Annotated in this window: 22 protein-coding genes and 1 tRNA gene; 17 read left to right on the forward strand and 6 right to left on the reverse strand. The window is 60.7% G+C overall.

Annotated features, from left to right (window positions below):
- The first annotated feature begins 23 nt into the window (after positions 1-23).
- Entirely contained in the window at positions 24-2,576 is a 2,553-nt protein-coding gene (locus ACTPOI_RS18675; protein WP_440111477.1) for a M66 family metalloprotease, read from the forward strand.
- Positions 2,577-2,724: 148 nt separating this feature from the next.
- On the opposite strand, the gene ACTPOI_RS18680 is transcribed toward ACTPOI_RS18675, so the two are convergent.
- The 4 genes from ACTPOI_RS18680 to ACTPOI_RS18695 form a co-directional block, all read right to left on the reverse strand.
- Positions 2,725-3,852 (reverse strand): alpha-hydroxy acid oxidase, encoded by a 1,128-nt coding sequence (locus ACTPOI_RS18680; protein WP_440111479.1) that lies wholly within the window; start codon positions 3,850-3,852, stop codon positions 2,725-2,727.
- Between the two features lie 85 nt (positions 3,853-3,937).
- The gene (locus ACTPOI_RS18685) at positions 3,938-4,627 is read right to left on the reverse strand and encodes a Fe2+-dependent dioxygenase (protein WP_440111481.1); all 690 of its coding nucleotides are present in this window, start codon (positions 4,625-4,627) and stop codon (positions 3,938-3,940) included.
- A 52-nt stretch (positions 4,628-4,679) separates the two neighbouring features.
- A complete protein-coding gene (locus ACTPOI_RS18690) occupies positions 4,680-6,806 on the reverse strand; it encodes a TonB-dependent receptor (protein ID WP_440112682.1) in 2,127 nt (708 codons plus the stop codon).
- A 348-nt stretch (positions 6,807-7,154) separates the two neighbouring features.
- On the reverse strand, positions 7,155-7,493 hold the full coding sequence (locus ACTPOI_RS18695) for an SWIB/MDM2 domain-containing protein (protein WP_069106125.1): 339 nt from the start codon (positions 7,491-7,493) through the stop codon (positions 7,155-7,157).
- A gap of 347 nt (positions 7,494-7,840) precedes the next feature.
- On the opposite strand from ACTPOI_RS18695, the gene rraA reads away from it, so the two are divergent.
- Positions 7,841-8,353: a ribonuclease E activity regulator RraA gene (gene rraA, locus ACTPOI_RS18700; RefSeq protein WP_440111483.1), complete on the forward strand. Its 513-nt coding sequence runs from the start codon at positions 7,841-7,843 to the stop codon at positions 8,351-8,353.
- Between the two features lie 25 nt (positions 8,354-8,378).
- Here rraA and ACTPOI_RS18705 read toward each other — a convergent pair whose 3' ends face one another.
- Complete coding sequence (locus ACTPOI_RS18705; RefSeq protein ID WP_440112684.1) at positions 8,379-9,278, reverse strand: DMT family transporter; 900 nt, start codon at positions 9,276-9,278, stop codon at positions 8,379-8,381.
- A gap of 86 nt (positions 9,279-9,364) precedes the next feature.
- Between ACTPOI_RS18705 and ACTPOI_RS18710 the strand changes: the two genes are divergently transcribed.
- The 12 genes from ACTPOI_RS18710 (at position 9,365) to ACTPOI_RS18765 (ending at position 20,237) form a co-directional block, all read left to right on the forward strand.
- Positions 9,365-9,775 carry a gamma-glutamylcyclotransferase family protein gene (locus ACTPOI_RS18710; RefSeq protein ID WP_440111485.1) on the forward strand — a complete coding sequence of 137 codons (411 nt, stop codon included), beginning with the start codon at positions 9,365-9,367 and terminating at the stop codon, positions 9,773-9,775.
- 250 nt (positions 9,776-10,025) lie between these two features.
- Positions 10,026-11,357, forward strand: coding sequence for an isocitrate lyase (aceA, locus tag ACTPOI_RS18715; protein ID WP_440111487.1), 1,332 nt, complete (start codon positions 10,026-10,028; stop codon positions 11,355-11,357).
- Positions 11,358-11,673: 316 nt separating this feature from the next.
- Entirely contained in the window at positions 11,674-13,593 is a 1,920-nt protein-coding gene (gene thrS / locus ACTPOI_RS18720) for a threonine--tRNA ligase (protein ID WP_440111489.1), read from the forward strand.
- Positions 13,594-13,674: 81 nt separating this feature from the next.
- Positions 13,675-14,268: a translation initiation factor IF-3 gene (gene infC / locus ACTPOI_RS18725; protein WP_083235507.1), complete on the forward strand. Its 594-nt coding sequence runs from the start codon at positions 13,675-13,677 to the stop codon at positions 14,266-14,268.
- Positions 14,269-14,463: 195 nt separating this feature from the next.
- Positions 14,464-14,667 (forward strand): 50S ribosomal protein L35, encoded by a 204-nt coding sequence (gene rpmI / locus ACTPOI_RS18730; protein WP_008904041.1) that lies wholly within the window; start codon positions 14,464-14,466, stop codon positions 14,665-14,667.
- 26 nt (positions 14,668-14,693) lie between these two features.
- Positions 14,694-15,053: a 50S ribosomal protein L20 gene (gene rplT, locus ACTPOI_RS18735; protein ID WP_121420463.1), complete on the forward strand. Its 360-nt coding sequence runs from the start codon at positions 14,694-14,696 to the stop codon at positions 15,051-15,053.
- A gap of 101 nt (positions 15,054-15,154) precedes the next feature.
- Positions 15,155-16,207, forward strand: coding sequence for a phenylalanine--tRNA ligase subunit alpha (gene pheS, locus ACTPOI_RS18740; protein WP_440111492.1), 1,053 nt, complete (start codon positions 15,155-15,157; stop codon positions 16,205-16,207).
- Positions 16,208-16,267: 60 nt separating this feature from the next.
- The gene (pheT, locus tag ACTPOI_RS18745) at positions 16,268-18,718 is read left to right on the forward strand and encodes a phenylalanine--tRNA ligase subunit beta (RefSeq protein WP_440111494.1); all 2,451 of its coding nucleotides are present in this window, start codon (positions 16,268-16,270) and stop codon (positions 18,716-18,718) included.
- A 30-nt stretch (positions 18,719-18,748) separates the two neighbouring features.
- On the forward strand, positions 18,749-19,075 hold the full coding sequence (locus tag ACTPOI_RS18750) for an integration host factor subunit alpha (RefSeq protein ID WP_440111496.1): 327 nt from the start codon (positions 18,749-18,751) through the stop codon (positions 19,073-19,075).
- Between the two features lie 98 nt (positions 19,076-19,173).
- Positions 19,174-19,605 carry a MerR family transcriptional regulator gene (locus ACTPOI_RS18755; protein ID WP_440111498.1) on the forward strand — a complete coding sequence of 144 codons (432 nt, stop codon included), beginning with the start codon at positions 19,174-19,176 and terminating at the stop codon, positions 19,603-19,605.
- Between the two features lie 31 nt (positions 19,606-19,636).
- Positions 19,637-19,713, forward strand: a tRNA-Pro gene (locus ACTPOI_RS18760).
- Between the two features lie 200 nt (positions 19,714-19,913).
- Entirely contained in the window at positions 19,914-20,237 is a 324-nt protein-coding gene (locus tag ACTPOI_RS18765) for a single-stranded DNA-binding protein (RefSeq protein WP_440111500.1), read from the forward strand.
- A 65-nt stretch (positions 20,238-20,302) separates the two neighbouring features.
- Here ACTPOI_RS18765 and ACTPOI_RS18770 read toward each other — a convergent pair whose 3' ends face one another.
- Positions 20,303-20,515, reverse strand: coding sequence for a hypothetical protein (locus tag ACTPOI_RS18770; RefSeq protein ID WP_440111502.1), 213 nt, complete (start codon positions 20,513-20,515; stop codon positions 20,303-20,305).
- 425 nt (positions 20,516-20,940) lie between these two features.
- Between ACTPOI_RS18770 and ACTPOI_RS18775 the strand changes: the two genes are divergently transcribed.
- The 3 genes from ACTPOI_RS18775 (at position 20,941) to ACTPOI_RS18785 (ending at position 25,486) form a co-directional block, all read left to right on the forward strand.
- Positions 20,941-22,287, forward strand: coding sequence for a tyrosine-type recombinase/integrase (locus tag ACTPOI_RS18775; protein ID WP_440111504.1), 1,347 nt, complete (start codon positions 20,941-20,943; stop codon positions 22,285-22,287).
- Between the two features lie 857 nt (positions 22,288-23,144).
- Positions 23,145-24,245 carry a hypothetical protein gene (locus tag ACTPOI_RS18780; RefSeq protein WP_440111506.1) on the forward strand — a complete coding sequence of 367 codons (1,101 nt, stop codon included), beginning with the start codon at positions 23,145-23,147 and terminating at the stop codon, positions 24,243-24,245.
- Between the two features lie 137 nt (positions 24,246-24,382).
- The gene (locus ACTPOI_RS18785) at positions 24,383-25,486 is read left to right on the forward strand and encodes a patatin-like phospholipase family protein (protein WP_440111508.1); all 1,104 of its coding nucleotides are present in this window, start codon (positions 24,383-24,385) and stop codon (positions 25,484-25,486) included.
- The last annotated feature ends 13 nt before the right edge of the window (positions 25,487-25,499 follow it).

A 25,499-nucleotide genomic window follows, 5' to 3' on the forward strand; every position in this document is an offset into this window, starting at 1 on the left:
CGCCCCCGGGCCCCGGTCCGTACATGGAGCCCGTTGGCGCCAAGTACCTGCCGGTCGATGCCGTGGGCTTTTACGACCGCGACAAGGCAGGGCAGACCCGCATAGTGCGCAACGACCTGGGCGGCTCCCTGCCGGCCATGGTGCAGTTTGCGCAAAGCCATACGGTCGACCCTTCGGGCAATGCGGCGCGTGAGATGCCGATGCTCACGATGGAACGCGAGGCCCTGCTGCTGGTCACGCCCGACCCTTCGCTGGGCGAGATCGACAGCCTTCAGGTGCAGGTGTCGGTCAACGGCCTGAGCAAGGGCACGCTGCCGATGCGGCATCCCAACGAGATCTACCGGTCAGACTATGCCGCCAGCGACGGCCGGCCCGACTATGTGTACTCGCGCAGGGCCTGGTCGGTGGTGCTGCCGTGGGATTGGGTACAGCCCGGCCTTGAATTGCGCGTGAGCGACAACCGCAGCCGCTCGGGCAGTCTGGGCGCCGCAGGTATCGAATTCGCATCGGCGGCGGAGCTTGTCGTGCACAGCGTGCGGCTGGGCATGCTCACGGCGCCCGAGCGCAACGATGCCAACCAGTGGTTCCTGAGCCAGCCAGCGTCGGCTGCCACCGACTACTTCCAGACCATTCCGGCAGCGCGCCTCACGGCCGCCTACTACGAAGACGTCACCTTGCCCAAGGTCATGGTGGCCTCGGGCGCGATCTATGACAGCGCCAGCGCCACCAGCGGCGATGTCTACAGCGGGGACATGCGCGAGAACACCGCCAAGTCCACGTTCAGCGTCGGCATCAATCTGGCGAACTATGGCGTGACCAGTTCGGGCATGCAGTCGCAGCAGCAGCCACAGGTGTTCCAGAGCGTGGTGGTGCACCATGCGCGCGGCGTGTACACCAACGGCGTTGTCACGCATGGGCTGAGCGGCGGCAACAGCATCCTCACGCTCATCAGCAGCCAGGGCAACGAGTTCAGCCACGAGATCGGCCATCACTTCGGCCTGGGCCACTACCCCGGGCAGGTGGGCGACAACTACTTCTGGGCGGCGCACCACCACGACAGCGGGTGGGGCTACATGGGGCACCGCAAGCGCATGCGCGGCAACGTGCTGTGGAACCGCGCCACCACGGGCGGCCTGGGCGGTGTGCCTGTGCTCGACAACACCTATCGCTTTGCGCCAGACGCCATGGCGGGTGGCGACTTCACCAGTGCGCTGTCGCGCTACACGCACTACACCGGCTACAGCACCCGCCGGGCCATCCAGCCCAGCTTGGACAAATCCGTGCCCTCGGCCACGTCGGCTACCGGCTACCGCAAGTGGAATGCGGCGACGCGCACCATGGCCGAATTTGCCCCGCCAGTGCCCAGCCAGAGTGCCGTGTGGTTCAACAGCGCCACCGGCAAGTTTCCTGCGCCGCGTTTGCACGGCGTGCCTGTGGTGACCTTGCTGGGTGGGTACGACCCCGTGACCGGCAAGGCGCTTGTCTATGCACCGCTGCGCTCCAACTGGGGCAACGTGTTTGCGCTGCCCGACAAGGCCGTGGACACGACCGAGCCGCGCCAGTGCTGGCTGCGTGTGGACTTTGCGGCCCAGGCTTCGCAGCGCATTGCACTGGCGGGGCGGCGCATGCAGGCCGACCTGGTGAACAAGCTGCACGTGAACCTGGCGCAGAGCGAGCAGCCCACCCGCGCCACGCTGGCCTGCCAGACGCCTGGTCTTGCGGCCGAGGATCTGTACACGGTCGATATCCCCACCAGTCATCCAGCGATGGACCCACCGGTGGTGGTAGGCAAGGAAGCGGGGTACACGGCGTTGCGGCGCAGCGAGTTGCCTTCGCTGGAATCGGCGCTGCTGGCGCTGGATGGCAAGAGAGTGCTTTCGCTGAGCGCGGCCTCCCAGGTGTTGCTCGACAGCCATTCGGCACATGCCCAGGAGCTTTCGGCGCCTGCCCGCGCGCAGCTGCAGCGCTACCAGGAGCAACAGCAGCAGGCCATGCGGCTCAACCGCTGGATGAATGCCTACGGGCCTGCGCTCAAGGCAGGAGCGCCTGCTGCGCAGACGGCTTTCATCGAGTTTCTGAGCACGCTCGGGCTTTACCAGCCGCCGCTGGTGCCTGCCGCACAGCCCATGACCATGCCCAACGGTAACTGCGTGCAAAAGACCGGCAGCGAAGTGCAGGTGGCGGCGAAATCGCTGTGCTCTGGCGGGGCAGGCGAGCAGTGGATTCTGGACGGGCGAGGCAGTATCCGCAGCCGTGCGGACCTGTCGCTGTGCCTGGCGGACCAGGGCGGAGCCAATGCGGTGCGGCTTACGCCGTGCGACACACGTGCTGACAACCAGGTCTGGGATACCAGTGTTTCCCTGCGTATTGCCAGGGGAGGGCGCTGCCTGGATCTGAGCGGGGGGTCGTTGACGAACAACGTCGGCAGGCTGATCACCTACAACTGCACCGGGGGCGCCAACCAGCAATGGGGCGGGCTGGTGGCCAGCGACAGCCTGGCCCTGACCCTTGCCAGCAGCGCCAACGCGCCGTTGCTCGACGGCCTGCCAGCGAAGGCAACGGCCCGCCAGCGCTGAGCCTGACGCAGGCTTTTGCGGAGCGGCCTCTGCGCCGGAATGGCGGGCAGTCGCCCCGCGGGTGGCCGTTGCAGCGTGTAGCGCGTACCCGTTGGCTATGGGTTTGAGGTGACGCGAGCGGCCTGCCTGGGCCGGTGTGGCGCCGTGGTTAGCTGCGGTCTGCCGCTGTCAGCATGTCCGGCGTGGCACCAGCCAGCGTGGCGCAACCGGTCAGCGCCATGGCCACCTCCAGCTCATCGCGCAGCACCCGGATGACGTGCGCCACGCCAGCTGCGCCCGCGTTGGCCAGCCCGTGGATGTACGGGCGCCCCACCATCACTGCCGTGGCGCCCAGCGCCATGGCCTTGAGTACGTCGGTGCCGCGGCGGATGCCGCCATCTACCAGCAGCGGCATGCAGCCCTGTACCGCTTGTGCGATGCGGGGCAGGGCGGCTGCGGTGGACGGCGCGGTATCCAGCGTGCGCCCGCCATGGTTGGAGACCACCAGGCCAGCGACGTTGAGAGCGGCCGCCTGGCGTGCGTCGGCCGGGTGCAGCACGCCCTTGAGCAGCACTGGAAGCCGTGTGATGGACTGCAGCCATTCGACGTCAGCCCAGGTGGCGGCATGGTGAAGCAGGTCGTCGAACAAAGCGCTTTGGCCGTGCGCAAGCGGGCGCGGAGGCAGCGGTGCAAGGCCGCGCAGGTTCACAGCGTGGATGCCCGCGGGGAGCCGGAAGGCGGCGCGCCGCTCGCGGTCGCGGATGCCGCTGGTGGGGGCGTCCACCGTAAGCACCAGCGCTTCATAGCCCGCTGCCTCTGCGCGCTGGACTAGTGCCTGCGTGAAGCCCCGATCGTGCTGCAGATAGAGCTGAAACCACAGCGGCCCGCGGCCCGGGTCGGGCAGCACGGTGGCGGCTACGTCCTCCAGCGATTCGCTGGCCTGGGTGCTGAGCACCATGCCCGCGCCGAGGGCCGCGGCGGCAAAGGCGGTGGCGCGTTCTCCGTCGGGGTGCGCCATGCGCTGGTACGCCACGGGCGCCAGCATGATGGGGTGGGCCAGCTCACGGCCCAGCAGCTGCACGCGGGTGTGGCCGCCTGCCAGGGGCCGCAGTACGCGGGGCCACAGCTGCAGGCTGTCCCAGGCCGCGCGGTTGCTGCGCAGCGTGATTTCGTCTGCAGCACCGCCGCAGAAGTAGGCGGCAGCGTTGTCATCCAGCGCCTGCAGGGCATGCCGCTCGTGGTCGGCGAGCGTGAAGAGCCCGGGAGGGACTTTTTGCAGTGCTGGAGTGCTTTTCATGGTCAAAAAAGCCCCAGGCGCTTGATTCATATGCACCATTTGCTATCAAAATAGTAGTGTCAAGCTGGGGCTTGGGGCTGTGGAGTCAGACGTCGGCCCACATGCGCAGCAGGTTGTGGTAAGTGCCCGAAAGCGCAATCACCGAGGGGTCGGTTTCGCCAACGCGCTGGCGCAGCCGGAGCAGCGCCATGTCCATGTCAAACAGCAGCTTGCGCTGCTCCAGCCCGCGCACCATGCTCTCCACCCAGAAAAAGCTGCTGATGCGGTGCCCCCGGGTGACGGGTGTGACCTGGTGCACGGTGCTGCTGGGGTACAGCACCATGTCGCCTGCGGGGAGCTTGATGCGCTTGTCGCCCATGCCCTCGGCGATCAGCAGTTCGCCGCCTTCATAGTCGTCCGGCGGGGTCAGAAAGAGGGTGCACGACAGGTCGCTGCGCACCCAGCAGCTGTCGGCCCGCGAGTGCATGACGGCGCTGTCGACATGGTCGCCGTAGTGGTTGGCGCCATCGCCATACTTGTTGAACAGCGGGTTGAACGTGCGGCGCGGCAGGGCGGCCGAAAAGAACAGCGCATTGCGCTGCAGCGCCGCACGCACCAGCGCCTGCAGCTTGGCCGACTGCGCGCTGCCCTGCGAAAGCTGCAGGTTGTTCTTGTGGTGCACGGCCTGCCCGCCCGCGCTGCGCGCGCCGTCCACCCAAGGCGCATCCGGCCCCAGAGCCTCGCGGAATTCCGCCACCTCCTGCGGCGTAAGGACATCAGGAATGTGCAGGAACATCGGCGGGGCTCTGGTTAAAGGTTGGATGCGTGGGGCGCAGCAGTGCTGTAGATCAGAAGCGCGTCTTGAGCGTCATCTGCACCGTGCGTGCCGCGCCAGGGGTGTAGAAGCCGCGGTACAGCGCATCGGCGTAGACGCGATCGGTCAGGTTGCTCACGTTCAGCTTGAGGGAGGTCTTGTCGTCAAACGCGTACTCGACCATGGCGTCCACGGTGGCAAAGCCGCTGGCGTAGTACGTGCGCTGGCCTTCGGGGGCCTGTTTGCCGCGGTACGTCAGGCCCGCACCAGCGCGGATCTTGGACGTGATGGCGTAGGTGCTCCAGATGCTGCCGCTGTGCTTGGGGGTGAGGCCTGGGCGGTCGCCCTGCAGCTGTGCGCCAGTGCCCGTCGCGTTGCGCACCACGTTGCTGCGGTCGATCTTGGCACTCGGGATCCAGGTGTGGTTGAAGAACACTTCCCACTTCGGCGTCAGGCGGCCGGCCAGGTTGAACTCCATGCCGGTGGCATGGCGCTTGCCGGACAGCAACTCCTGCGCGGCTGCAGTGTCGGGATCGGTGTTGCGCTCGTTGTATTTCTCGCTGTAGAACATCGCCACGCCCAGCAGCGCGCGGCGCTCGAACAGTTCAAACTTGCTGCCGATCTCGATGTTGCGGCTCTTTTCGGGCGGCGTGTTGGCGGCGCGGGCCGTCAGATTGCCCGGGTTTGCAAACTGGTACGTGTCGCCCGACGTGTTGTACGAGGTGCCGTACGACGCGTAGTACGAAGACAGTTCGTCAGGCTGCCAGATCACGCCCAGGCGGGGGCTGAACAGGCTGTCGGAGCGCTCGTTGCTCAGGTTGCCCGCCGCGTTGCGGTAGGCTGCCTTGAAATTGTCGTACCGCAGGCCGGCGACGATCTTGACCGTGTCGGTGATCGACATGGTGTCCTGCACATACAGGCCCAGGTTGCGCGACTTGAACGTGTTCCATTGCACCGGCGCACGGGCGTCCACCACTGATGCGCCGTTGTCTGGCGTGCCCACCGTGGTGGTGGGCCGCGTGGCGGTGTTGGCGTAGTTCTGGTTGCGCTTGGCGTCGTCGTCGTAGTAATCCACGCCGCTCAGGATGGCGTGCTTGCGCCCGCCCCAGTTGAAGGTGTTGGAGTAATCGCTTTGCACCTGCAGCACGTCGCTTTCGCCGATCCGGCCCTTGGAGCCGCGCGTCAGCACGGTGCTGTCATTGATCTGGTCGAGCGTGATGGCGCTGTTCTGAAAACCGATGGTGCTGGCCAGCATGTCGCGCTTGTAGGTGCCGTAGCGCAGTCGCGTGTTCAATTCGCCGCCATCGCCAAAGCGGTGGATGTGCCCCAGCGTCGCGTACTGCGACGAGGTGTTGTTGTAGTCGCTCTCCAGCCCGTAGAAGTTGCGCGCGGGCAGCGGCGTGTTGATCTTGCCGTCGGGCGAAAGGCGCCATGGGTGGTTGTAAATGGGACGGCCCTTGGCTTCCAGGTAATACAGCCCGATCGAGAACTCGTCGCGCGTGCCGATGCCCCACGCATAGGTCGGTGCAATGCCGCGCTTGTCCTGTTTGGCCCCGTAGTTGTCGGCCTCCTGCACCATGGCGTTCAGGCGGAAGGCCTGGTTTTCGCCAGTCAGAAAATTGAAGTCGCCCGTGGCGCGGTGGTAGTTGCCTGTGCCAAAGGTATAGCCCGCCTCGTGCTGGTCGATCAGCAGGGGGTACTTGTTGACCTGGTTGACCACGCCACCGGTGGAACCCTTGCCGAACAGCATGGAGGCCGAGCCCTTGAGTACTTCGACGCGGTCCTGGTTGAAGGTGTCGCGCTCGATCAGCGGTGCGTCCTTCATGCCGTCGATGTAGATGTCTCCGGCCTGGCCCAGCGAGAAGCCGCGCAGGCGGACGTCCTCCTCGCCCGTTTCGCCCGCCAGGAAGGTGACGCCAGCAGTGGTGCGCAGCACTTCGCGGAAGTCATCCTGGTTGCGGTCGTTCATCAGCTTTTCGGTGAAGACGGTGACGGACTGCGGGATGTCCTTGATGTCCTGCTTGCCCTTACCCACCGTGGTCTTCTTGATAAGCAGGGTGTCCTTGCCCTGGACTTCGGCCGACTCCTTGACGGTGACCGTCGACATGGTGGTTTCGGGCGTGGTGCCCTGCGCAATGGCGCCCATGGATGCGGCGAGCATCAGCGCGCCCAGGGGAATCAGCGAGAGGTCTGCGGGGGATACGCGTGCCGGCGTGGTGGCTTGCTGGAGTGTGGGGGATGCGTCGGGGCGCGACAGGGAACGGCGGCGCGCAGCGCGTGATTGAGCCAAGATGGCCTCCTTCGGTGGAAATGTGCAAATCGGCGCAGGGCGCGCCGCGAAAGGGCGACTGGCAGTGGCTAGATCAACATGGCTGTGCGGGGTCGAACTCCAGAATGTTACAACGAATGCGGGTCATTCTCATTTGCATTGACGCTATTGCGCCACACTTGCGCGCCGTACAGACGAAAAAAAGCCGGCGGTGCCGGCTTTTTCGGGGGGGCAGCGGGATTACTTGACGTGCTTGCCAATCAGGCCAGCCAGTTCAAACATCGACACCTGTGGCTTGCCGAACAGCTCCTTGAGCTTGGCATCTGCATTGATGTTGCGCTTGTTGGCTGCATCCTGCAGGTTGTGCGCCTTGATGTAGACCCACAGCTTGCTGATGATCTCCGTACGGGGCAGCGGCTGCGAGCCCACCACAGCGGCCAATGCGGGGCTGGGCGTAAGCGCCTTCATGAACGCGGCATTGGGTGTGCGCTTCTTGGTGGGGGCGGCGGCGGCCTTGGTGGCGGGCGCCTTCTTGGCTGCCGTTGCTGTTTTTGCCGGAGCCTTTTTTGCAGTTGCCATGTTGGGTTTTCCTTGTTGGAGGTAAGTGTGTCACCAGCGAAAACCGTGCTTTCTTCTGGCATGGCGATGCTACTGGGAAAAAATCGCGTTTCCAAGGGAGAAAATGCTTTTTTGCCTCAATTTGTAGCTGCGGTGCTGCGCCCGGCTGGTGGCACTACGGGGCCAGTGGGCAGGGCTGGGGAGGCGCAGCAGTGCTTGCCCGTGATGGCCTGCAGTCTTTTCGCTGCGGCAAACTGCTGCGCTCGCGTTGATGCGCTGGCATGCGCGTCGGCCATTCTTGCGGTGGAGCCCACGCCCGCAGCACCGTCGCTCGGTTTTTTCGTGATTTTCAGAAAGGTCTTTTCACCATGTCGGCTTCTGTTGTCCACGCTTTCAGCACATGCGATTTCTGTGATGTCCACAAGGCGGATACGTCCGGGTCATTCCGCGTGTTGCCGCCGGTTTTCAAGCGCTATGGGGGGTTTGCGGCGTTTGCAGGGCCGGTCAGCACGGTCAAGTGCCATGAGGACAACACGCACGTCAAGGCAGCGGTGGAATCACCCGGAGAGGGCCGGGTGCTGGTGGTGGACGGTGGCGGTTCGCTGCGGCGGGCGCTGGTGGGTGGCAACCTTGCCGCAGCCGCTGCACGCAACGGCTGGGCCGGCATCGTGGTGGACGGGTGCGTGCGCGATGTCGCCGAACTCAATGCGGCCCAGGTGGGCATTGCCGCCCTGGCGCTGATTCCGCTGCCTACCGAGCGCCGCAACGAAGGGCAGCGCGACGTTGCAGTCCATATTCAGGGGGTGCGCATTCAGCCGGGCGACTGGCTGTATGCCGACGCTGACGGCATGGTGGTGAGCACAGGGCCGCTGTCAGTTTGATGCAGCCTGGCCTTTGAACAGGTTTTTATGGCTTGCGCCCGCTGCGCCAGGCCGCCCGCGATGGAAGCGTTGCCAGCAGGACGCTGGCCAGCGCGATTGCAAACGCGAGCACCTGCAGGCCGGTCAGCGTCTCGTCCAGTGCCACCACGCCGACGGCGGCGGCACTGACCGGCAGCATGACCGTGAACACACCGCCCTGTGCTGCGGGGACAACCTTCAGGCCTGTCATCCAGAGCCACACCGTCCACATGCAGGCCGCCAGGGCATAAAAAACGAGCAGCAGCCACGTGCCTGTTCCCACGGCCGCAAAGTCGAAGCCTAGCGCTAGGTACAGGCCGAACGGCGTGGTCAGCGCAAAGCCCCACACGTTGATGAGCGAGGTGATGCGCTTAGGGCCCATGGCCCCGGTCAGCTTCTTGCCAATGACCGTATACGCGGCCTCGCACAGCACGGCACCTATCAACAGCAGTTGCCCCATCCATGCCCGGTCAGCGCCGCCCGGCGGGGGCGTGCTTGCACCGCCGTGCGCCGCAGCGTCTGGCTTGGCCAGCGAAAACAGGGCGATGCCCACCACCGCGCACAGGATAGCGCCCCAGGTGCGGGGCGCCACGCGTTCCTTGAGAAACGCCCACCCCATCAGCGCCACGGCCGCAGGAATGGCAGCCATGGTCACACCCGCAGAAACGGCATCCGTCATGCTGACGCCGTAGATCATGCAGATGGTGAAGAGAAAGTTGCCCAAAAACGATTCGAGGAACAGCAGGCGCTTGGTGTGCGGTGTGAGCGGTGGCTCGTCTGCAGGCTTCTTCAGCCAGTGAAGCATCGCCAGGCCACCGATGCCGAAGCGCAGCCATGCGAGCAAAAAGACGGGTAACACGGCCGCCAGCGGTTTGGAGAGCGCCACATAGCTGCCCACGAGCGCCATGCTCAGGGCCAGACAAGCGTAGGCAACGGGACGGGAAGGCGTGTTCACTAGACTGCGGTTTCTTCAACATCAAAGGTGACCGAATCATGCCTGATGGACGCACAGGGTCAGATCACGCACGACGCGTTTTCGTCTACGGTACGCTGCGCCGTGGGGGCTCCAACGACATCACTCGGCTGCAGCCTGCGCCGCGGTTTATCGGGATGTCAAAAGTGCAGGGCACGCTGTATTGCCTCGGCGCCTATCCAGGTCTGAAGCTTGGAGCCGGAGGTTGGGTCGTCGGCGAGGTCTACGAGGTGGAGCCGGCGCTCGAAGCCGTGCTCGACATCATTGAGGACCTTGGACCGCAGCCTACCGATGAGTACGCCAAGCGGAGCGTTTTAGTCGGGGTGGATGGTGTGGATGTCGAGTGTTTCTTGTATGAAATCAATCCTGCTTATGTGGCGACGGCCGCAGCGATATCGGGGGGTGACTGGCTGGCGGAAGTAGGCCGCTGATTTTTTGCGATACGGAAAACGGCTTTTGTATTGCGGAATTCTGTTCTGCTGCAATGCGTCAAATTTTCTCAATATGAGAGATTGTTTCCCGTATTGAGAAATGCGATATGCAAGTCATTGATTCATAAGCAAATAATTTATCTCTTCTATAAGACATAAGAGCTTGCGCGAGTCTTATAGAAGACTTAAAGTACACCCCAAGGGCGGCAAAGGCAGCCCGCCGTTTTCAACCTACCTTTGGAGTGATCTCATGCCCCAATCCCTGAACGAACAACTCAGCCGCGAACAGCAAATTGCCGCCCTGGAAAAAGACTGGGCCCAGAACCCACGCTGGAAGGGTGTGAAGCGCGGCTACTCCGCAGCCGACGTGGTGCGCCTGCGCGGTTCGCTGCCTATCGAGCACACGCTGGCCAAGCGCGGCGCTGAAAAGCTGTGGGACAAGATCAACGGCGGCGCCAAGAAGGGCTACGTCAACGCTTTTGGCGCCATCTCCGCCGGCCAGGCCATGCAGCAGGCCAAGGCTGGCCTGGAAGCTGTGTACCTGTCTGGCTGGCAAGTTGCAGCGGACGGCAACACGTCGGAAACCATGTACCCCGACCAGTCGCTGTACGCCTACGACTCGGTGCCCACCATGGTCCGCCGCATCAACAACACCTTCAAGCGCGCTGACGAAATCCAGTGGGGCCGCGGTATCAACCCCGGCGACAAGGAATTCATCGACTATTTCCTGCCCATCGTTGCTGACGCAGAAGCCGGTTTCGGCGGCGTGCTGAACGCATTCGAACTCATGAAGAACATGATCCAGTCGGGCGCAGCAGGCGTTCACTTTGAAGACCAGCTGGCCGCCGTGAAGAAGTGCGGCCACATGGGTGGCAAGGTGCTGGTGCCTACGCAAGAAGCGTGCGAAAAGCTGATTTCTGCCCGCTTTGCAGCCGACGTGATGGGCGTGTCCACCATCGTGCTGGCGCGCACCGATGCAGAAGCCGCCAACCTGATTACGTCCGATCATGACGCCAACGACAAGCCTTTCCTGACCGGCGAGCGCACGCAAGAAGGTTTCTACCGCGTCAAGAACGGCCTGGAGCAAGCCATCAGCCGCGGCGTGGCTTACGCCCCCTACGCTGACCTGGTGTGGTGCGAAACCGGCGTGCCAGACATCGGCTTCGCCCGTGAGTTTGCGCAAGCCGTGCACGCTGCCTGCCCAGGCAAGCTGCTGTCGTACAACTGCTCGCCATCGTTCAACTGGAAGAAGAACCTCAACGACAGCCAGATCGCTTCGTTCCAGGAAGACCTGTCGGCGCTGGGCTACAAGTATCAGTTCATTACGCTGGCCGGTATCCACATCAACTGGTTCAACACCTTCCAGTTCGCCCATGCATACGCCAACGGCGAAGGCATGAAGCACTACGTGAACATGGTGCAGGAGCCTGAATTCGCAGCCCGTGAAAAGGGCTACACCTTTGTGTCGCACCAGCAGGAAGTGGGCGCAGGCTACTTCGACGACGTGACCACCGTTATCCAGGGCGGTTCGTCCTCCGTGAAGGCCCTGACGGGTTCGACCGAAGAAGAGCAGTTCCACTGATCTGAGGGCTTTTTGTGCCGCTCTGCTGTGGCGCAAAATGCACTCGCCAAAAGCCCGAAGCAGCTGCTTCGGGCTTTTTTACTGGGTAGTCAGGTTAAAATCGGGGCAAATTCACTGCACAAGAGCGAGAAAGGCAATCTGGTTATGACACCGCGAACTACATCGGAGATGTTGACCGGCCTCTAAGGCTGGCTGTTCGCGCCTGCACGAGATTGCACACCCTCCAGAAAGCGCGGACCCGTTCCGCGCTTTTTTGTTTTCTGGGCCTGGCGCGTGCCCGTACCCATTGCACTGATTGAAAAGAAAGAGTTTTTCCATGGTTCACATCACGCTTCCCGACGGCTCCCAGCGCGATTTTCCAGGCCCCGTCACGGTGGCCGAAGTTGCTGCCTCCATCGGTTCGGGCCTGGCCAAGGCCGCGTTGGCAGGCAAGATTGGTGACAAGGTGGTGGACACCAGTCACCAGATCACGGCAGACAGCCCGCTGTCCATCATCACGGCCAAGGATGCAGATGGGCTGGATGTGATCCGCCACTCCACCGCGCACTTGCTGGCCTATGCCGTGAAAGAGCTGTTTCCCGATGCGCAAGTCACCATCGGTCCGGTGATCGAGAACGGCTTTTATTACGACTTTGCCTACAAGCGTCCTTTCACGCCTGAAGACTTGGTCGCCATTGAAAAACGCATGGCCGAACTGGCAGCCAAGGACGAGCCGGTGGTACGCCGTGTGTTGCCGCGCGATGAGGCGGTGGCGTACTTCAAAGGCCTGGGTGAACACTACAAGGCGGAAATCATTGCCAGCATCCCCAGCAATGAAGATGTGAGCCTGTACCGCGAAGGGAATTTTGAAGACCTGTGCCGCGGACCCCACGTACCCAGCACCGGCAAGCTCAAGTTCTTCAAGCTCATGAAGGTCGCAGGTGCCTACTGGCGCGGGGACCACCGCAACGAGATGCTGCAGCGGGTGTATGGCACGGCCTGGGCTACCAAGGATGAGCTGCAGCAGTATCTGACGATGCTGGAGGAGGCCGAGAAGCGCGACCACCGCAAGCTCGGCCGTGAGCTGGACCTTTTCCACATCGACGAGCACTCGCCAGGCACGGTGTTCTGGCACCCCAAGGGGTGGACGGTGTGGCAGGAAGTGGAGCAGTACATGCGCCGCGTGTACCGCGACAACGGCTACCAGGAAGTCAAGGGGCCGCAGATTCTGGACCAGGGGCTGTGGGAAAAAACTGGCCACTGGGACAAGTACCGCGAGAACATGTTCGTGACCGAATCGGAAAAGCGCGACTACGCGCTCAAGCCGATGAACTGCCCCGGGCACATCATCATCTTCAAGCAGGGTATCAAGAGCTACCGCGACCTGCCGTTGCGCTTTGGCGAGTTTGGTCAGTGCCACCGCAACGAGCCGACCGGTGGCCTGCACGGCATCATGCGCGTGCGTGCATTTACACAGGACGACGGCCACATTTTTTGCACCGAAGACCAGATCCAGTCGGAAGTGGTTGCGTTCACCACGTTACTGCAAAAGGTCTACCGGGATTTCGGCTTCAAGGACATCATCTACAAGCTGTCCACCCGGCCTGAAAAACGTATCGGCAGCGAAGAAAGCTGGGACCGCGCCGAGAACGCGCTGGCAGAAGGCCTGCGGGCGTCCGGTTGCGAGTTCGAGTACCTGCCTGGCGAAGGCGCGTTCTATGGCCCCAAGATCGAGTACACGCTCAAGGACGCGCTGGGGCGCCCATGGCAATGCGGAACGATCCAGGTTGATCCCAACATGCCTGAGCGGCTGGATGCCGAGTTTGTGGGCGAAGACGGTGCACGCCACCGGCCCATCATGCTGCACCGGGCGATCGTGGGCAGCCTGGAGCGCTTCATCGGGATCCTGATCGAGCAGCACGCAGGCGCGTTGCCCACCTGGCTCGCTCCTGTGCAGGTATCAGTGCTCAACATTACCGACGCTCAGTCCGATTACTGTCGCGAAATCGCTGCAAAACTGGAAAAAGCGCTGCCCAATCAAGGCCTTAGGGTGGCCCTCGATCTGCGTAACGAGAAGATTACGTATAAAATACGGGAGCATTCGTTGCAAAAGCTGCCTTACATCCTCGTCGCGGGCGACAAGGAGAAGGCTGCTGGAGCCGTAGCGGTGCGTGCCCGGGGTAATCGAGACCTCGGAGTGATGTCGGTAGAGGCCTTCGCAGAGCTGATTGCCCAAGACATCGCCAACAAAGCCTGATTTTTTAATTGAAACCTGCTTTGACGCGCGCCTTGCTTGCGGTTGTTGCTACAAGATTTGTAGTGTTTTGATTGAAGGAAGATAGCCATCGCTACTGAATTTCGTGATCGTCGCCACCGTGAAGAGCGCAAGCACCGCCTGAACCGTGAAATCATGGCCCCGGAAGTTCGACTTTCCGGACCGGAAAATGAGCCCCTCGGCGTTGTGAGCCTGATGGAGGCCTTGCGCATGGCTGGTGAACTGGACGTGGATCTGGTTGAAATTGCTGCCACGGCAAACCCTCCGGTGTGCCGCCTGATGGACTACGGCAAGTTCAAGTACCAGGAGCAAAAGCGTGCGGCTGAGGCCAAAGCCAAGCAAACGGTCATCGAGATCAAGGAAGTCAAGTTCCGTCCGGGTACGGACGATGGCGACTACAACATCAAGATGCGCAATATCCGTCGCTTCCTGGCGGATGGTGACAAGTGCAAGATCACGCTGCGGTTCCGTGGCCGTGAAATCACGCACCAGGAGCTGGGTCTGGCACTTCTCAACCGCATTCGCGACGAGCTGGCCGACACCATCATCATCGAGCAGTTTCCCAAGCTGGAAGGTCGCCAGATGATCATGATGATTGCACCCGGCAAGAAGAAGCCGGCTGCCGCCAAGCCTGCAGCTGAAGGATCTGCAGCCTGACGCTCGCGGCGTCAGGCGAGGATGATCGATAGAAATTTGCGCGCTGCCTCCCTTTGGGGAGATGGCGTCAAAAGGCAGTGCGCAAGCGCTGCCACACCGAAAGGCGAAAGCCTTTCGTAAAAGTGGCTCGGGGCCAACAAGTTTGCAGATCGGTTTGCAAACGCCTCACGAGCACAACGAAAAAGGAGCATTCACATGCCCAAAATGAAGACCAAGAGCAGCGCGAAAAAACGTTTCCGCGTTCGTCCCGGTGGCACCGTCAAGCGCGGTCAAGCCTTCAAGCGTCACATCTTGACCAAGAAGACCACCAAGAACAAGCGCCACCTGCGTGGTGCAGTCGCTGTGCACGAGACCAATATGGGCTCGATTTCACAGATGCTGCCCGGCATGGGCGTTTAATTTACTGACGAACAAGGAGTACATACATGCCTCGCGTCAAACGTGGTGTAACGGCCCGTGCCCGTCACAAGAAAGTTCTCGCCCTTGCTAAGGGCTTCCGTGGTCGCCGCGGTAATGTCTACCGTATCGCCAAACAGGCGGTAATGAAGGCTGGGCAATATGCCTACCGTGACCGCCGCACCAAGAAGCGCGTGTTCCGCCAGTTGTGGATCGCCCGTATCAACGCCGCTGCCCGTGAACTGGGCCTGACCTACAGCCAGTTCGCCAACGGCCTGAAGAAGGCATCCATCGAGATCGACCGCAAGATGCTGGCCGACCTCGCCGTGCACGACAAGGCTGCCTTCGGCAGCATCGTGAACCAAGTCAAGGCCAAGCTGGCTGCTTGAGATCACGATAAGGGGCTATCTTTTTGATAGCTTCTTGCGCAATAACAGTAAGGGCTAGAGCTTGAAAAGGCACTAGCCCTTGTTTATTTTCAAGAGTCGATATGAACGAGTTGGATTCCCTGGTCGAAAGCGCTGCGCAACTGTTTGCGCAAGCGAACACTCCTGCTGAGCTCGAAAATGCCAAGGCCCAGTTTCTGGGCAAGTCAGGCCGCGTGACCGAGCTCATGAAAGGCATGGCGCAGCTTTCCGTCGAGGAAAAGAAATCGCGCGGGGCAGCCATCAATGTCGCCAAGCAGGCGATCGAAGCTGCGTTGACCGCCCGTCGTCAGGCGCTCGCCGACGCGGAGTTGCAGGCCCAGCTGAAAGCCGAAGCGCTCGACGTGAGCCTGCCGGGCCGCCAGCGTGGCCAGGGCGGTCTGCACCCTGTGTCGCTCACCCTTGAGCGTATTGAGCGCATCTTCGGCTCCATGGGTTTTGACGTGGCCGAGGGCCCCGAGATCGAGACCGACTGGTTCAATTTCACGGCACTCAACACGCCCGTGGATCATCCGGCGCGTTCGATGCACGACACCTTCTATGTTGAGGGCGGCACTGCCACCGCTCCCAACCTGCTGCGAACGCACACGAGCCCCATGCAAATCCGCCATGCGGTCCAGCACGTCAAAAAGCACCGTGCGGCACTGGATGCCGGGCAGGCCATGCCCGAGATCCGCGTGATTGCACCCGGCCGCACCTACCGGGTGGACAGCGACGCCACCCATTCGCCCATGTTCCACCAGTGCGAAGGCCTGTGGATCGGCGAGAACGTGAGCTTCAAGGATCTCAAGGTCATCTTCACGGACTTTTGCCGTACCTTTTTCGAAAGCGACGACCTGGTCCTGCGTTTCCGTCCGAGCTTCTTTCCGTTCACCGAGCCCAGTGCCGAGATCGATATCCAGTTCCAGACAGGCCCGCTGGCTGGTCGCTGGCTGGAAGTGGCTGGCTCGGGCCAAGTGCACCCGAACGTGGTGCGCAACATGGGGCTGGACCCTGAAAAATACATCGGCTTTGCGTTTGGCATGGGGCCCGACCGCCTGACCATGTTGCGCTACGGCGTGAACGACCTGCGCCTGTTCTTTGACGGCGACATCCGCTTTTTGACGCAGTTCCAGTAAGACAGCCGCGCCTGAAATGCGCCCGTGCCGTGTCGGCACCCACCGAATACATGTCTGACTATGCAATTTCCTGAATCCTGGTTGCGCGAATTTTGCAACCCACCTCTGACGACTGCCGAGCTTGCAGAGACGCTCACCATGGCTGGTCTTGAAGTCGAAGAGCTGCGCCCCGTGGCGCCGCCTTTTTCCAAGATCGTGGTGGGCGAAATCAAGGAGGCTGTGCAGCACCCTGATGCCGATCGTCTGCGCATTTGCCAGGTGGACGTGGGGCAGGGCTCGATGCTCAATATCGTGTGTGGCGCGCCCAATGCGCGCGTGGGCATCAAGGTGCCTTGCGCGCTGGTGGGGGCCGAGCTTCCGCCGGGCGATGACGGCAAGCCGTTTCTCATCAAGGTGGGCAAGCTGCGTGGTGTGGAAAGCCAGGGCATGTTGTGCTCTGCCCGCGAACTCAAGCTGTCAGAAGACCATGGCGGGCTACTCGAGCTCGCGGCCCATGCGCCCGTGGGGCAAGACATCCGGGCGCACCTGGATCTGGACGACACGCTTTTCACGCTCAAGCTCACGCCCAACCTGGCGCATTGCCTGAGCGTGTTTGGCATCGCGCGCGAGCTGTCGGCGCTGACCGGCGCGCCGCTGGTGCAACCCCAGTACCCGTCCCTTTCAGCCACGCTGGCGGACAAGCTCGCTGTGCGGGTCAGCGCGCCGGATCTGTGTGGCCGCTTTTCCGGCCGGATCGTGCGCAACGTCAACACCCGCGCGGCCACGCCGCAGTGGATGCTGGACCGCCTCGCACGCTGCGGCCAGCGCGGTGTGTCGCCGCTGGTGGACATTTCCAACTACGTGATGTTCGAGCTGGGCCGCCCTTCGCACATCTTTGACCTCGACAAGATCCACGGCGGTCTGGACGTTCGCTGGGGAAAGCTGGGCGAGACGCTCAAGCTGCTCAACGGCAACACCATCACGGTGGACGATAAGGTCGGCGTCATTGCCGATGCCCAGGCGGTGGAATCGCTGGCCGGCATCATGGGCGGCGACGCCACGGCGGTGTCCGATGACACACGCCACATCTACGTGGAAGCTGCATTCTGGTGGCCCAAGGCTGTGGCCGGCAGGTCGCGCCGGTTCAACTTCTCGACCGATGCGGGGCACCGATTCGAGCGTGGCGTGGACCCGAGCCTGACGGTGGAGCACATTGAGCGCATCACGCAGTTGATCATCGACATCTGCGGCACTCCCGACACTGCCTGCGGCCCTATCGATGACCAGACTGTCAACATGCCGGCGGCGAAGCCGGTCACGCTGCGTGTGGCACGCGCCGCCAAGGTGATTGGCATGCCTCTGAGCCAAGTGCAGTGCGCAGGTGCACTGCAGCGCCTGGGCCTGGACGTCGCACAAGGCGAAGGCACGCTCACCGTTATCCCTCCCGCCTACCGTTTCGACATCAACATCGAAGAAGACCTGATCGAAGAGATCGCGAGGATCGTTGGCTACAACAGCCTGCCCACCACGCCGCCGCTGGCCCCCATCACGCCCAAGCTACCGGCAGAAGCCACCCGCAGCGCGTTTGCGGTGCGCCATGCGCTGGCTGGCTTCGGGTATCAGGAGACCATCAACTTCAGCTTTGTGGAAGAACGCTGGGAGCGCGAGCTGGCCGGCAACGACACGCCCATACGCCTGCTGAACCCGATTGCAAGCCAGATGAACGTGATGCGCTCGTCTTTGCTGGGTTCGTTGCTACAAGTTTTGAAGTTCAACCTGGACCGCAAGGCTCAGCGGGTGCGCGTATTCGAACTCGGCCGGGTGTTCTTGCGTGACGAGGGCGTGCGCAACACCGACACCACGGTGGAGGGTTTCCACCAGCCGATGCGGGTTGCAGGGTTGGCCTATGGTCCTGCCGATGCACTCCAGTGGGGCCGCACCGAGCAGGGCGTGGATTTCTTCGATGTGAAGGGTGACGTGGAAGCCTTGCTGGCTCCGCTGCAGGCATCTTTTGAGCCGGGCAATCATCCGTCCATGCACCCCGGCCGCTGTGCGCGGGTTGTACTCAATGGGCGCGCCATCGGCTTCGTGGGCGAGCTTCATCCGCAGTGGCGTCAGGGCTGGGATCTTCCGCAGGCCCCGCTGATGTTCGAGCTGGATCTGGACGCTGTGCTCGCCCGGTCGGTTCCCGTGTTCAAGCCGGTGGCAAAGCACCAAGCTGTGGAGCGTGATCTGGCCGTGGTCGTGGCCGAGCGCGTGACGCATGCCGAGGTGATGGCAGCAGTCCGCGAAGCGGTACCTGGCGGTTTGCTGCGCTCTGCCGTGCTCTTTGACGTATACCGCCCCAAGCCGTTGCGCGACGGTGAAGCAGCGCCTGCTGCTGCGCAGGTAGGGCAGGGCGAGAAGAGCCTCGCAGTCAGGCTGACGCTTGGCCGGGACGAAGCCACGTTGACCGACGCGGAAATCGAGTCGACAGTGCAGCTGGTGATCGCGCAGCTCAAAGAGCGCGCCGGCGCACGGCTGCGCGTCTGACACATGGCTGATGAAGCAAAGGTGCGACCCATGATCGAATTTGCAGTGGAGTCTCTGGAGACTCCTGCGCTGACCAAGGCGCAGCTGGCCGACCTCCTGTTTGACCAGATCGGTTTGAACAAGCGCGAGTCCAAGGACATGATCGATGCGTTTTTCGACCTAGTGTCCCAAAGCCTGGTCGAAGGGCGCGACGTCAAGCTCTCGGGTTTTGGCAATTTCCAGATTCGTACAAAGGCTCCGCGTCCCGGTCGGAATCCGCGCACTGGTGAGGCCATTCCCATTCAGGCACGGCGTGTGGTCACGTTCCACGCCAGCAGCAAGCTCAAAGAACAGATCCAGTCTGCATCTGCGACGTGATGTTTTTGTCAAATACCTGATGGGATAGCCATCGGTGGCTGGCGGCAACTGCACGTCTGCAGTACGCTTGCCGGCTCACCGGTCTGGATCCGCACAACATGGCAACCGCCCTTCCTTCCATCCCTGCCAAGCGCTACTTCACCATCGGTGAGGTTGCGGAGCTGTGCGGCGTCAAACCGCACGTTTTGCGGTACTGGGAGCAGGAGTTCACGCAGTTGCGCCCCATGAAGCGCCGGGGCAACCGCCGGTACTACCAGCACCATGAAGTGCTGATGATCCGGCGCATCCGCGATCTGCTATATGACCAGGGGTTCACCATCAGTGGGGCGCGCAACCGCCTTCAGGAGCTGGTGCAGAGTGGCCGGGCGCCGGAGGCAGGCGGTGATCAGGATTTTGCCGATTCCGTGCCCCCCGAGTTGTTGAGGGATGGACTTCAGGATCTTTCCATTGAGACGCGGGACATGGCGTTCGACGCCCACGCAATGCGCAAGGAATTATTTGAAATCCGTGCGCTGCTTTCCCCGAACTGACCTGTTTTTCTGCATATAATCTAAGTCCTGTCGGCGTGTAGCGCAGCCTGGTAGCGCACTTGCATGGGGTGCAAGGGGTCGCGAGTTCGAATCCCGCCACGCCGACCATTGATAGCAAAAGCCCAGAATCGAAAGGTTCTGGGCTTTTTTGCTGTGCGTTCGAATGCTTGCCGGGGAGTGGGCGCCATTGTCCGGGTGGCGCGCCGATCTTGCGCCGTGACCTGTCGCGTAATGCACCTCCCGCGACTTGTCACGCAGCGCACTGCTGCCTGACCCAACAGATCTGCCCACCGGGCTGAGGAATCGACATGATTGACGGAATCGTCGCCGGCCGGCTCCACACCGATGCAGAGCAGCGCGTCGACAAGTTTGGCAAGGCTTTCACCGTGGTCAAGATGAAGGCCAGCACGGGAGAGGGCGAGGGCGTCCTGGTGAATGTGATTGCTTTCGACGCGGCGTGCCAGGATGGGCTCCGGCGGCTGCGTGAAGGCGACGCGGTAGCGCTGGCCGGGGCCCTGACGCCGCGCGTATGGACGGACAAGCAAGGCAACGCGCGCCCTGCGCTCGACATGGTGGCCCATAGAGCACTTGTCACCGAATCGCTGCTCGAATCCAATCCAGCCCAGGACTGAATACGGCATACCAGCACTGCTGGCAAGGTGGCGTGGCCAGGCATTACCGGGTGCACCCGCTTGGGCTAATTGTTCGGCTTGGCCGTTATTTTCATCGGCTTCACCGGCGCAAAGCCCAGCGCTTTGAGTTCATCTTCGGTCAGGTGCAGTTCTGTGAGCTCAGGCTGCCGCGCTTCCACCGCACGCCTGCGCTCAAAGGTGCTGGGTGGCCCTTGTTCTTGCTGTCGCCGGTCGCTTCCGGATCGCCGGTCAACAGGCTCCCTGCGCTCGAATGTCATGGTGATGCTCTGCAATGGATGGATGCTTGGTACGCGCGGTATCAGGTGCCCCACGCGTACGCTGCGCATCTGCAAGTCTGTCGCACAGCTTGCCTGTTGCAAAACAAAAAATGCGCAGCCCTGCAGTGCAGTGCGCGGAGGGGGCTTCTAGGGTGTTTTTACGTGCCCCAACAAAAAAGCCTTTGGTTCTTGCGAACCAAAGGCTTCTGACTGGTGCCGGAGAGATGAATCGAACACCCGACCTTCTCATTACGAATGAGATGTTTGATGTGTTGATGGCAATTGATGTATGTTATAAATCCTATATAGAACAACAACATACGTCCGAAACATGCACGCGCCGTAAACGTTGCTGTTGATTTGAATGCCTAAAAATTGAAACTGTCAGTCTGTAAAATGTCTGTAAATTTTACGGACATGGCTTTATGGCACGCCCCAGCAAAAACGCGATCATCGATTTCACCGTTTCTCACGACCTGACTCATGGCTTGCTTGATCGCGCGGTCTGCCCACCTGGCAAATCATTTGTTCTCATCAAGGATGCAGAGAAGAAAGGACTACGCCTCAGAGTGACGGCTGCTGGTGGAAAGCACTGGCAGTTTGAGACTCGGGTGAAAGGCAAGCTCTTTACCCGCGCCCTTGGTGAATGGCCCACTATCTCCATTGCCGATGCACGTTCTGAGGCCCACCGCTTGCGGGGTCTGACTGAGCAAGGTGTTGACCCTAGGCTTGGCGAAGCTGAAAAAGCAGCCCAGCTCGCGAGGACAGTCCAGCAGGAGGCTGAGCAGGCTGCAGCCCAGTCGATCTTGGTTGGGGATGTATGGGAGTTGTACCTAGTCCAAGGTAAGCCCAAGCGCAAAGACGGTTGGAAGCCTCGTTATCTTGCTGATCTCCACGCAATGTCCAGCCCAGGTGGCGTCAAGAAAAAGCGGGGCGCAGGGCTGACCAAGTCAGGGCCATTGTTTCCACTGATGGGGCAGCCATTGGCATCCGTTGATGAAGACGTACTCCAAGGTTGGTACGAGCAAGAGTCACTTCGTGGCCGGCATCAAGCTGCCAGGGCCTTGATGATGTTCAGAGGCTTCCTTCGCTGGTGTTCTGGTCGTCCAGAGTATCGTCGTATCGTCAATAGGGATGCCGGTCGCTCTGCCGCGATTCTGGAGAATTTGCCGCCAATGACGCGTCGGACGGATGTGCTTGAAACCGCTCAGATGGTGCCCTGGTGGAATGCTGTTGATCAGCTCCCGAATCGAACGGCGGCGCGTTATCTACAGGCGCTGCTCCTGACGGGGGTTCGCAGAGAAGCGCTTGCGGCGCTCAAATGGGTAGATGTGGATTTCCGCTGGATGAAGTTGACCGTGGCAGACAAAGTCGAGGGCGCGCGGGTGATACCCCTTACTCCGTTCCTCGCGAAGCTGTTGAGTGCCCAGCCAAAAATCAATGAGTTCATCTTCGCAGGCACCGGAAAGCGTGGACATATTGTTGATGCTCGTGCCAGTCTTTCCAAGGCACTCAAGGCGGCGGGTATCGATCACCTCACTCTGCATGGTCTGCGTCGCGCTTACAAGCAGCGTGGACGGTCTGTAGCTCCCCATGGAGCTGTTGATCAAATGCAGGGCCATAGGCCATCTGGGACCGCTGATGGGTATGCCATCCTACCTTTGGATGACTTGAGGCCATTTGCACTGACCATTGAGAGGCATATCCTCAAGCTCTCAGGTCTTGCCGTTGCAGATGTGGGTTCGGACGAGAGGGTAGAAGTTAGTCGCTGACCGACATCTCGTTTACATTCATTGCGTTTGCGAGGGTTTGGTTGGCTGTGATGCAGCACAGTGCCCTTGCAAGACGCGCATTTAAGCCAAAGCAAACAGGCTGGAGCGAGCCATGTACATCACTCATTTACGCAATGTAGGCGGTTCTGTCATGTTGGCTATTCCGCCCTGGTTCCTTAACCAGCTGCGCCTTGACGCCGGGGCGTCTGTGAGCATGTCCATCCAAGATGGTCATCATCGAGCCCAAGGTCACACCCCGCTCCACGCTGGAGGAGCTTATTGCCCAAACTGACCCCACAGCGCTGGAAGCCGTAAAGGCCGACATGTTCTTTATGAGCGGGCCGGTGGGTAGAGAACTATTATGAATTTTTTGGAACCTCGCGTAAACGAGGTCTTAGCGCGTTGGGTGCTTAACCAATTCGGCTGTTCGGTGATTGCGGTTCATCTTCCTTTCGCTTAGAACATAGCTCTTTGCCAAGAGCGGATACTCGTCTACGTCAATTTTTTGCGGTGGATATTGCCGATCGGCGTGCCGGGATTGAGTTGAAATGTCAATCACTATTCGTTAAAAATTTGTAGTAATGTTAAATTTCGCGCTTTCGGCTTCATTGCAAAAAAATCTCGGAGAGCATGGAATCACATTTGTATACCACGCGGCAGGCGCAGTGCAACGCCTTCTTCCCCACGTGGAAATTACAGGTTGGCATGAAGCCTCTTGGGCCAATGCAGGGTGTGTATGGACAAACTCCAAGAGACGAGAAGTTCGGATCACGATTACCTTTGGAGCAAAGGTCAATCCAAATTCAGTATCTCTCAGTGCCTTAGTGAGACGCCGGAGCATTCCTGGTGCCAGCTCCGTGGCTTCTGAAATTATCGATATTCGAGAGCACCATATCTGCGATTTGATTGCTCGGCGAATATCTGAAATTCTTTCAAACTCTCCAACTCTTCGCCTTGATCCGATTTCCCTACAGGCGGTGTCTCGGGATTTTGACGAATCCATTGTTTCGGATCACATACAACAGCATCACAAACTCAAGTTGCCGGTCTCAAAAGTGTTGCGTACGCTGCACACACTGTCGGAACAGAGTTATGAAAATAAGGCGTTGACCTTCGGCTGTATCCTTGATCCAGATAACCCCGCTCCTGCAGGTTCTGATATTTTCCCCGGCGATTTCCTACGGAGTAAGAAGTACAAGGCACTATCTGATGGTTTTCGCACGGCATACCTCATCTCCACAAATGGCGCCCTTGTTGACTTTATTGACTTGGACCGAGCAAATTCCGCAACTCTATCGGAGAAGCATCATTTCCCTGACTGGACCGAGTCAATCGCCAAAGCCAGCCGAGGCGGTCGTTGCGGAATCGCCCTGAGCCGCCAGGGTGACATTCTTGTGTTCGATGAAGGCACCTTACGGCTTTCTTATCGGTTTGGTCAGTGGCAGTATTGGAACCATGTGCATCTCATCAAGCTGCTTCGTGACAGAGCCAAGGCGCAGCGCGTGCGCAAGCAGGTCCTTGGGAGAGTAGTAGGTAAGATCTACCGCGTTGCACTAGATGTTTCATTTCGGCGTTCGGGTGGACTGCTTGTAATTCTGCACAACAAGCAGAAGCTGCACGAAATCGTCCGACTAGGCGACGCGATTGGTGATCCCGGCCGTCAGAGCACGGACGCATCTTTTGATGAAGTCGTTGCACCGCGAATGTTTCAGTCGCTGCCGCGATCTGTAGCGGTTGAGCTTGCTTCGCTAGACGGTGCTGTGGTGCTGAAGAATTCTGGTGAAGTCGCCGCATATGGCGCGGTACTCCAGCCACAATCGCCTGGAGAATTACATGGTTCTGAGGGAAGCCGAACTAAAGCTGCAATTGGGGCCTCATTCTACGGGCTTGCCATTAAGATAAGCTCTGATGGAGACATCAGTGTTTACTACGAGGGGAAAGAGTTCATACGTGTTTAGTCATGAGAAAGCTAGTAAGGCATCTGGAGCATTGTGGACTTTGGTCTAGCTCAGAGAAAACCCAAGGGAAGACCTTAAAAGTTGCTGCACTTGAATTGAGGTGCAATCCTAAAATACACATTTGATGGGAAATTGCGGTGAATGATTCGGTAGAAAGCAAACCCTTTCGAGTACTGTGCCTTGATGGAGGCGGCATGCGAGGGGTCTATCAGGCCGCTTACCTTTCTACTTTCGCTGGGCGTATTGCCAAGCAGGCGGGGCACGACAACGTCTCTCTCGACATCGGCAAGGCATTCGACCTTATCGTCGGCACGAGCACAGGAGGCATAGTCGCGAGCGCTCTGGCCAAAGGCATCCCTTTGCAGGCAGTGCAGGACCTCTACGCACAGTACGGGAGCAAGATCTTTCCGTACCAAACGCTACGGTCTATGCCTGTCATCGGGAACTTCCTGATCCGCAACTTCGGTTGCGGCCTGCGCGAGGGCGAAGCGGCCTTGCGTGAGGCCCTCAGCTCGAAGTTGGGCACAACGACGGTTGGCGAGGTTTACGAGACTCGCAAGATCGCGTTGGCTATTCCAGCTCTCGACCTCAACCGCCATTCAGCGGTAGTTTTCAAAACCAAGCACCTGAGTCGCTTGAACGGCCGCGACGATCGCCGCACACTGGTCGATCTCTGCATGGCAAGCACTGCAGCTCCCATCCTGCGCTCAATGGCCCAACTTGAGGAACCAGGCGGTGATGGTGCGACCACGGCCACCTACGTCGACGGGGGCCTGTGGGCAAACAATCCCGGCTTGGTCGGCATGATGGAAGCGGTCGAAATCCTTCATGACCGTGAGGAGGAGCGCCCAATCCAGCTCTTCATGTTGGGCACGCTACCTGCCCAAGGCGGCGAAGAAGTCACCGATAGCGGTCGCTACCGTGGCGCGCCGGGATGGAAATTCGGCCTAAAAGCCATCGAGGCGGGTATGAATGCCCAGGCCGTAGGCTACGGCTACCTTACTAACAAGGTCGCGGAGCTACGTCACGACGGCAGTTTCGCGTACCGCCTTCCTGCCCAGTGCCCGTCCAAGGTGTTGCAGGAGTTGATATCCAACATGGACGATGCTCGGCCGAAGCTGCTCAACGCGCTTGCGCGTCAGGCCATTTCCGACGTCGACTACGCTTGGGCAGGCCAGGCGCACAACCCACACATGCAAGCCTTCCGGACCGCGCTTTCCGAGTCCCCGCTGCACCCATAGAACAGGATGAGCC

It is taken from the genome of Acidovorax sp. BL-A-41-H1 (assembly GCF_051942715.1).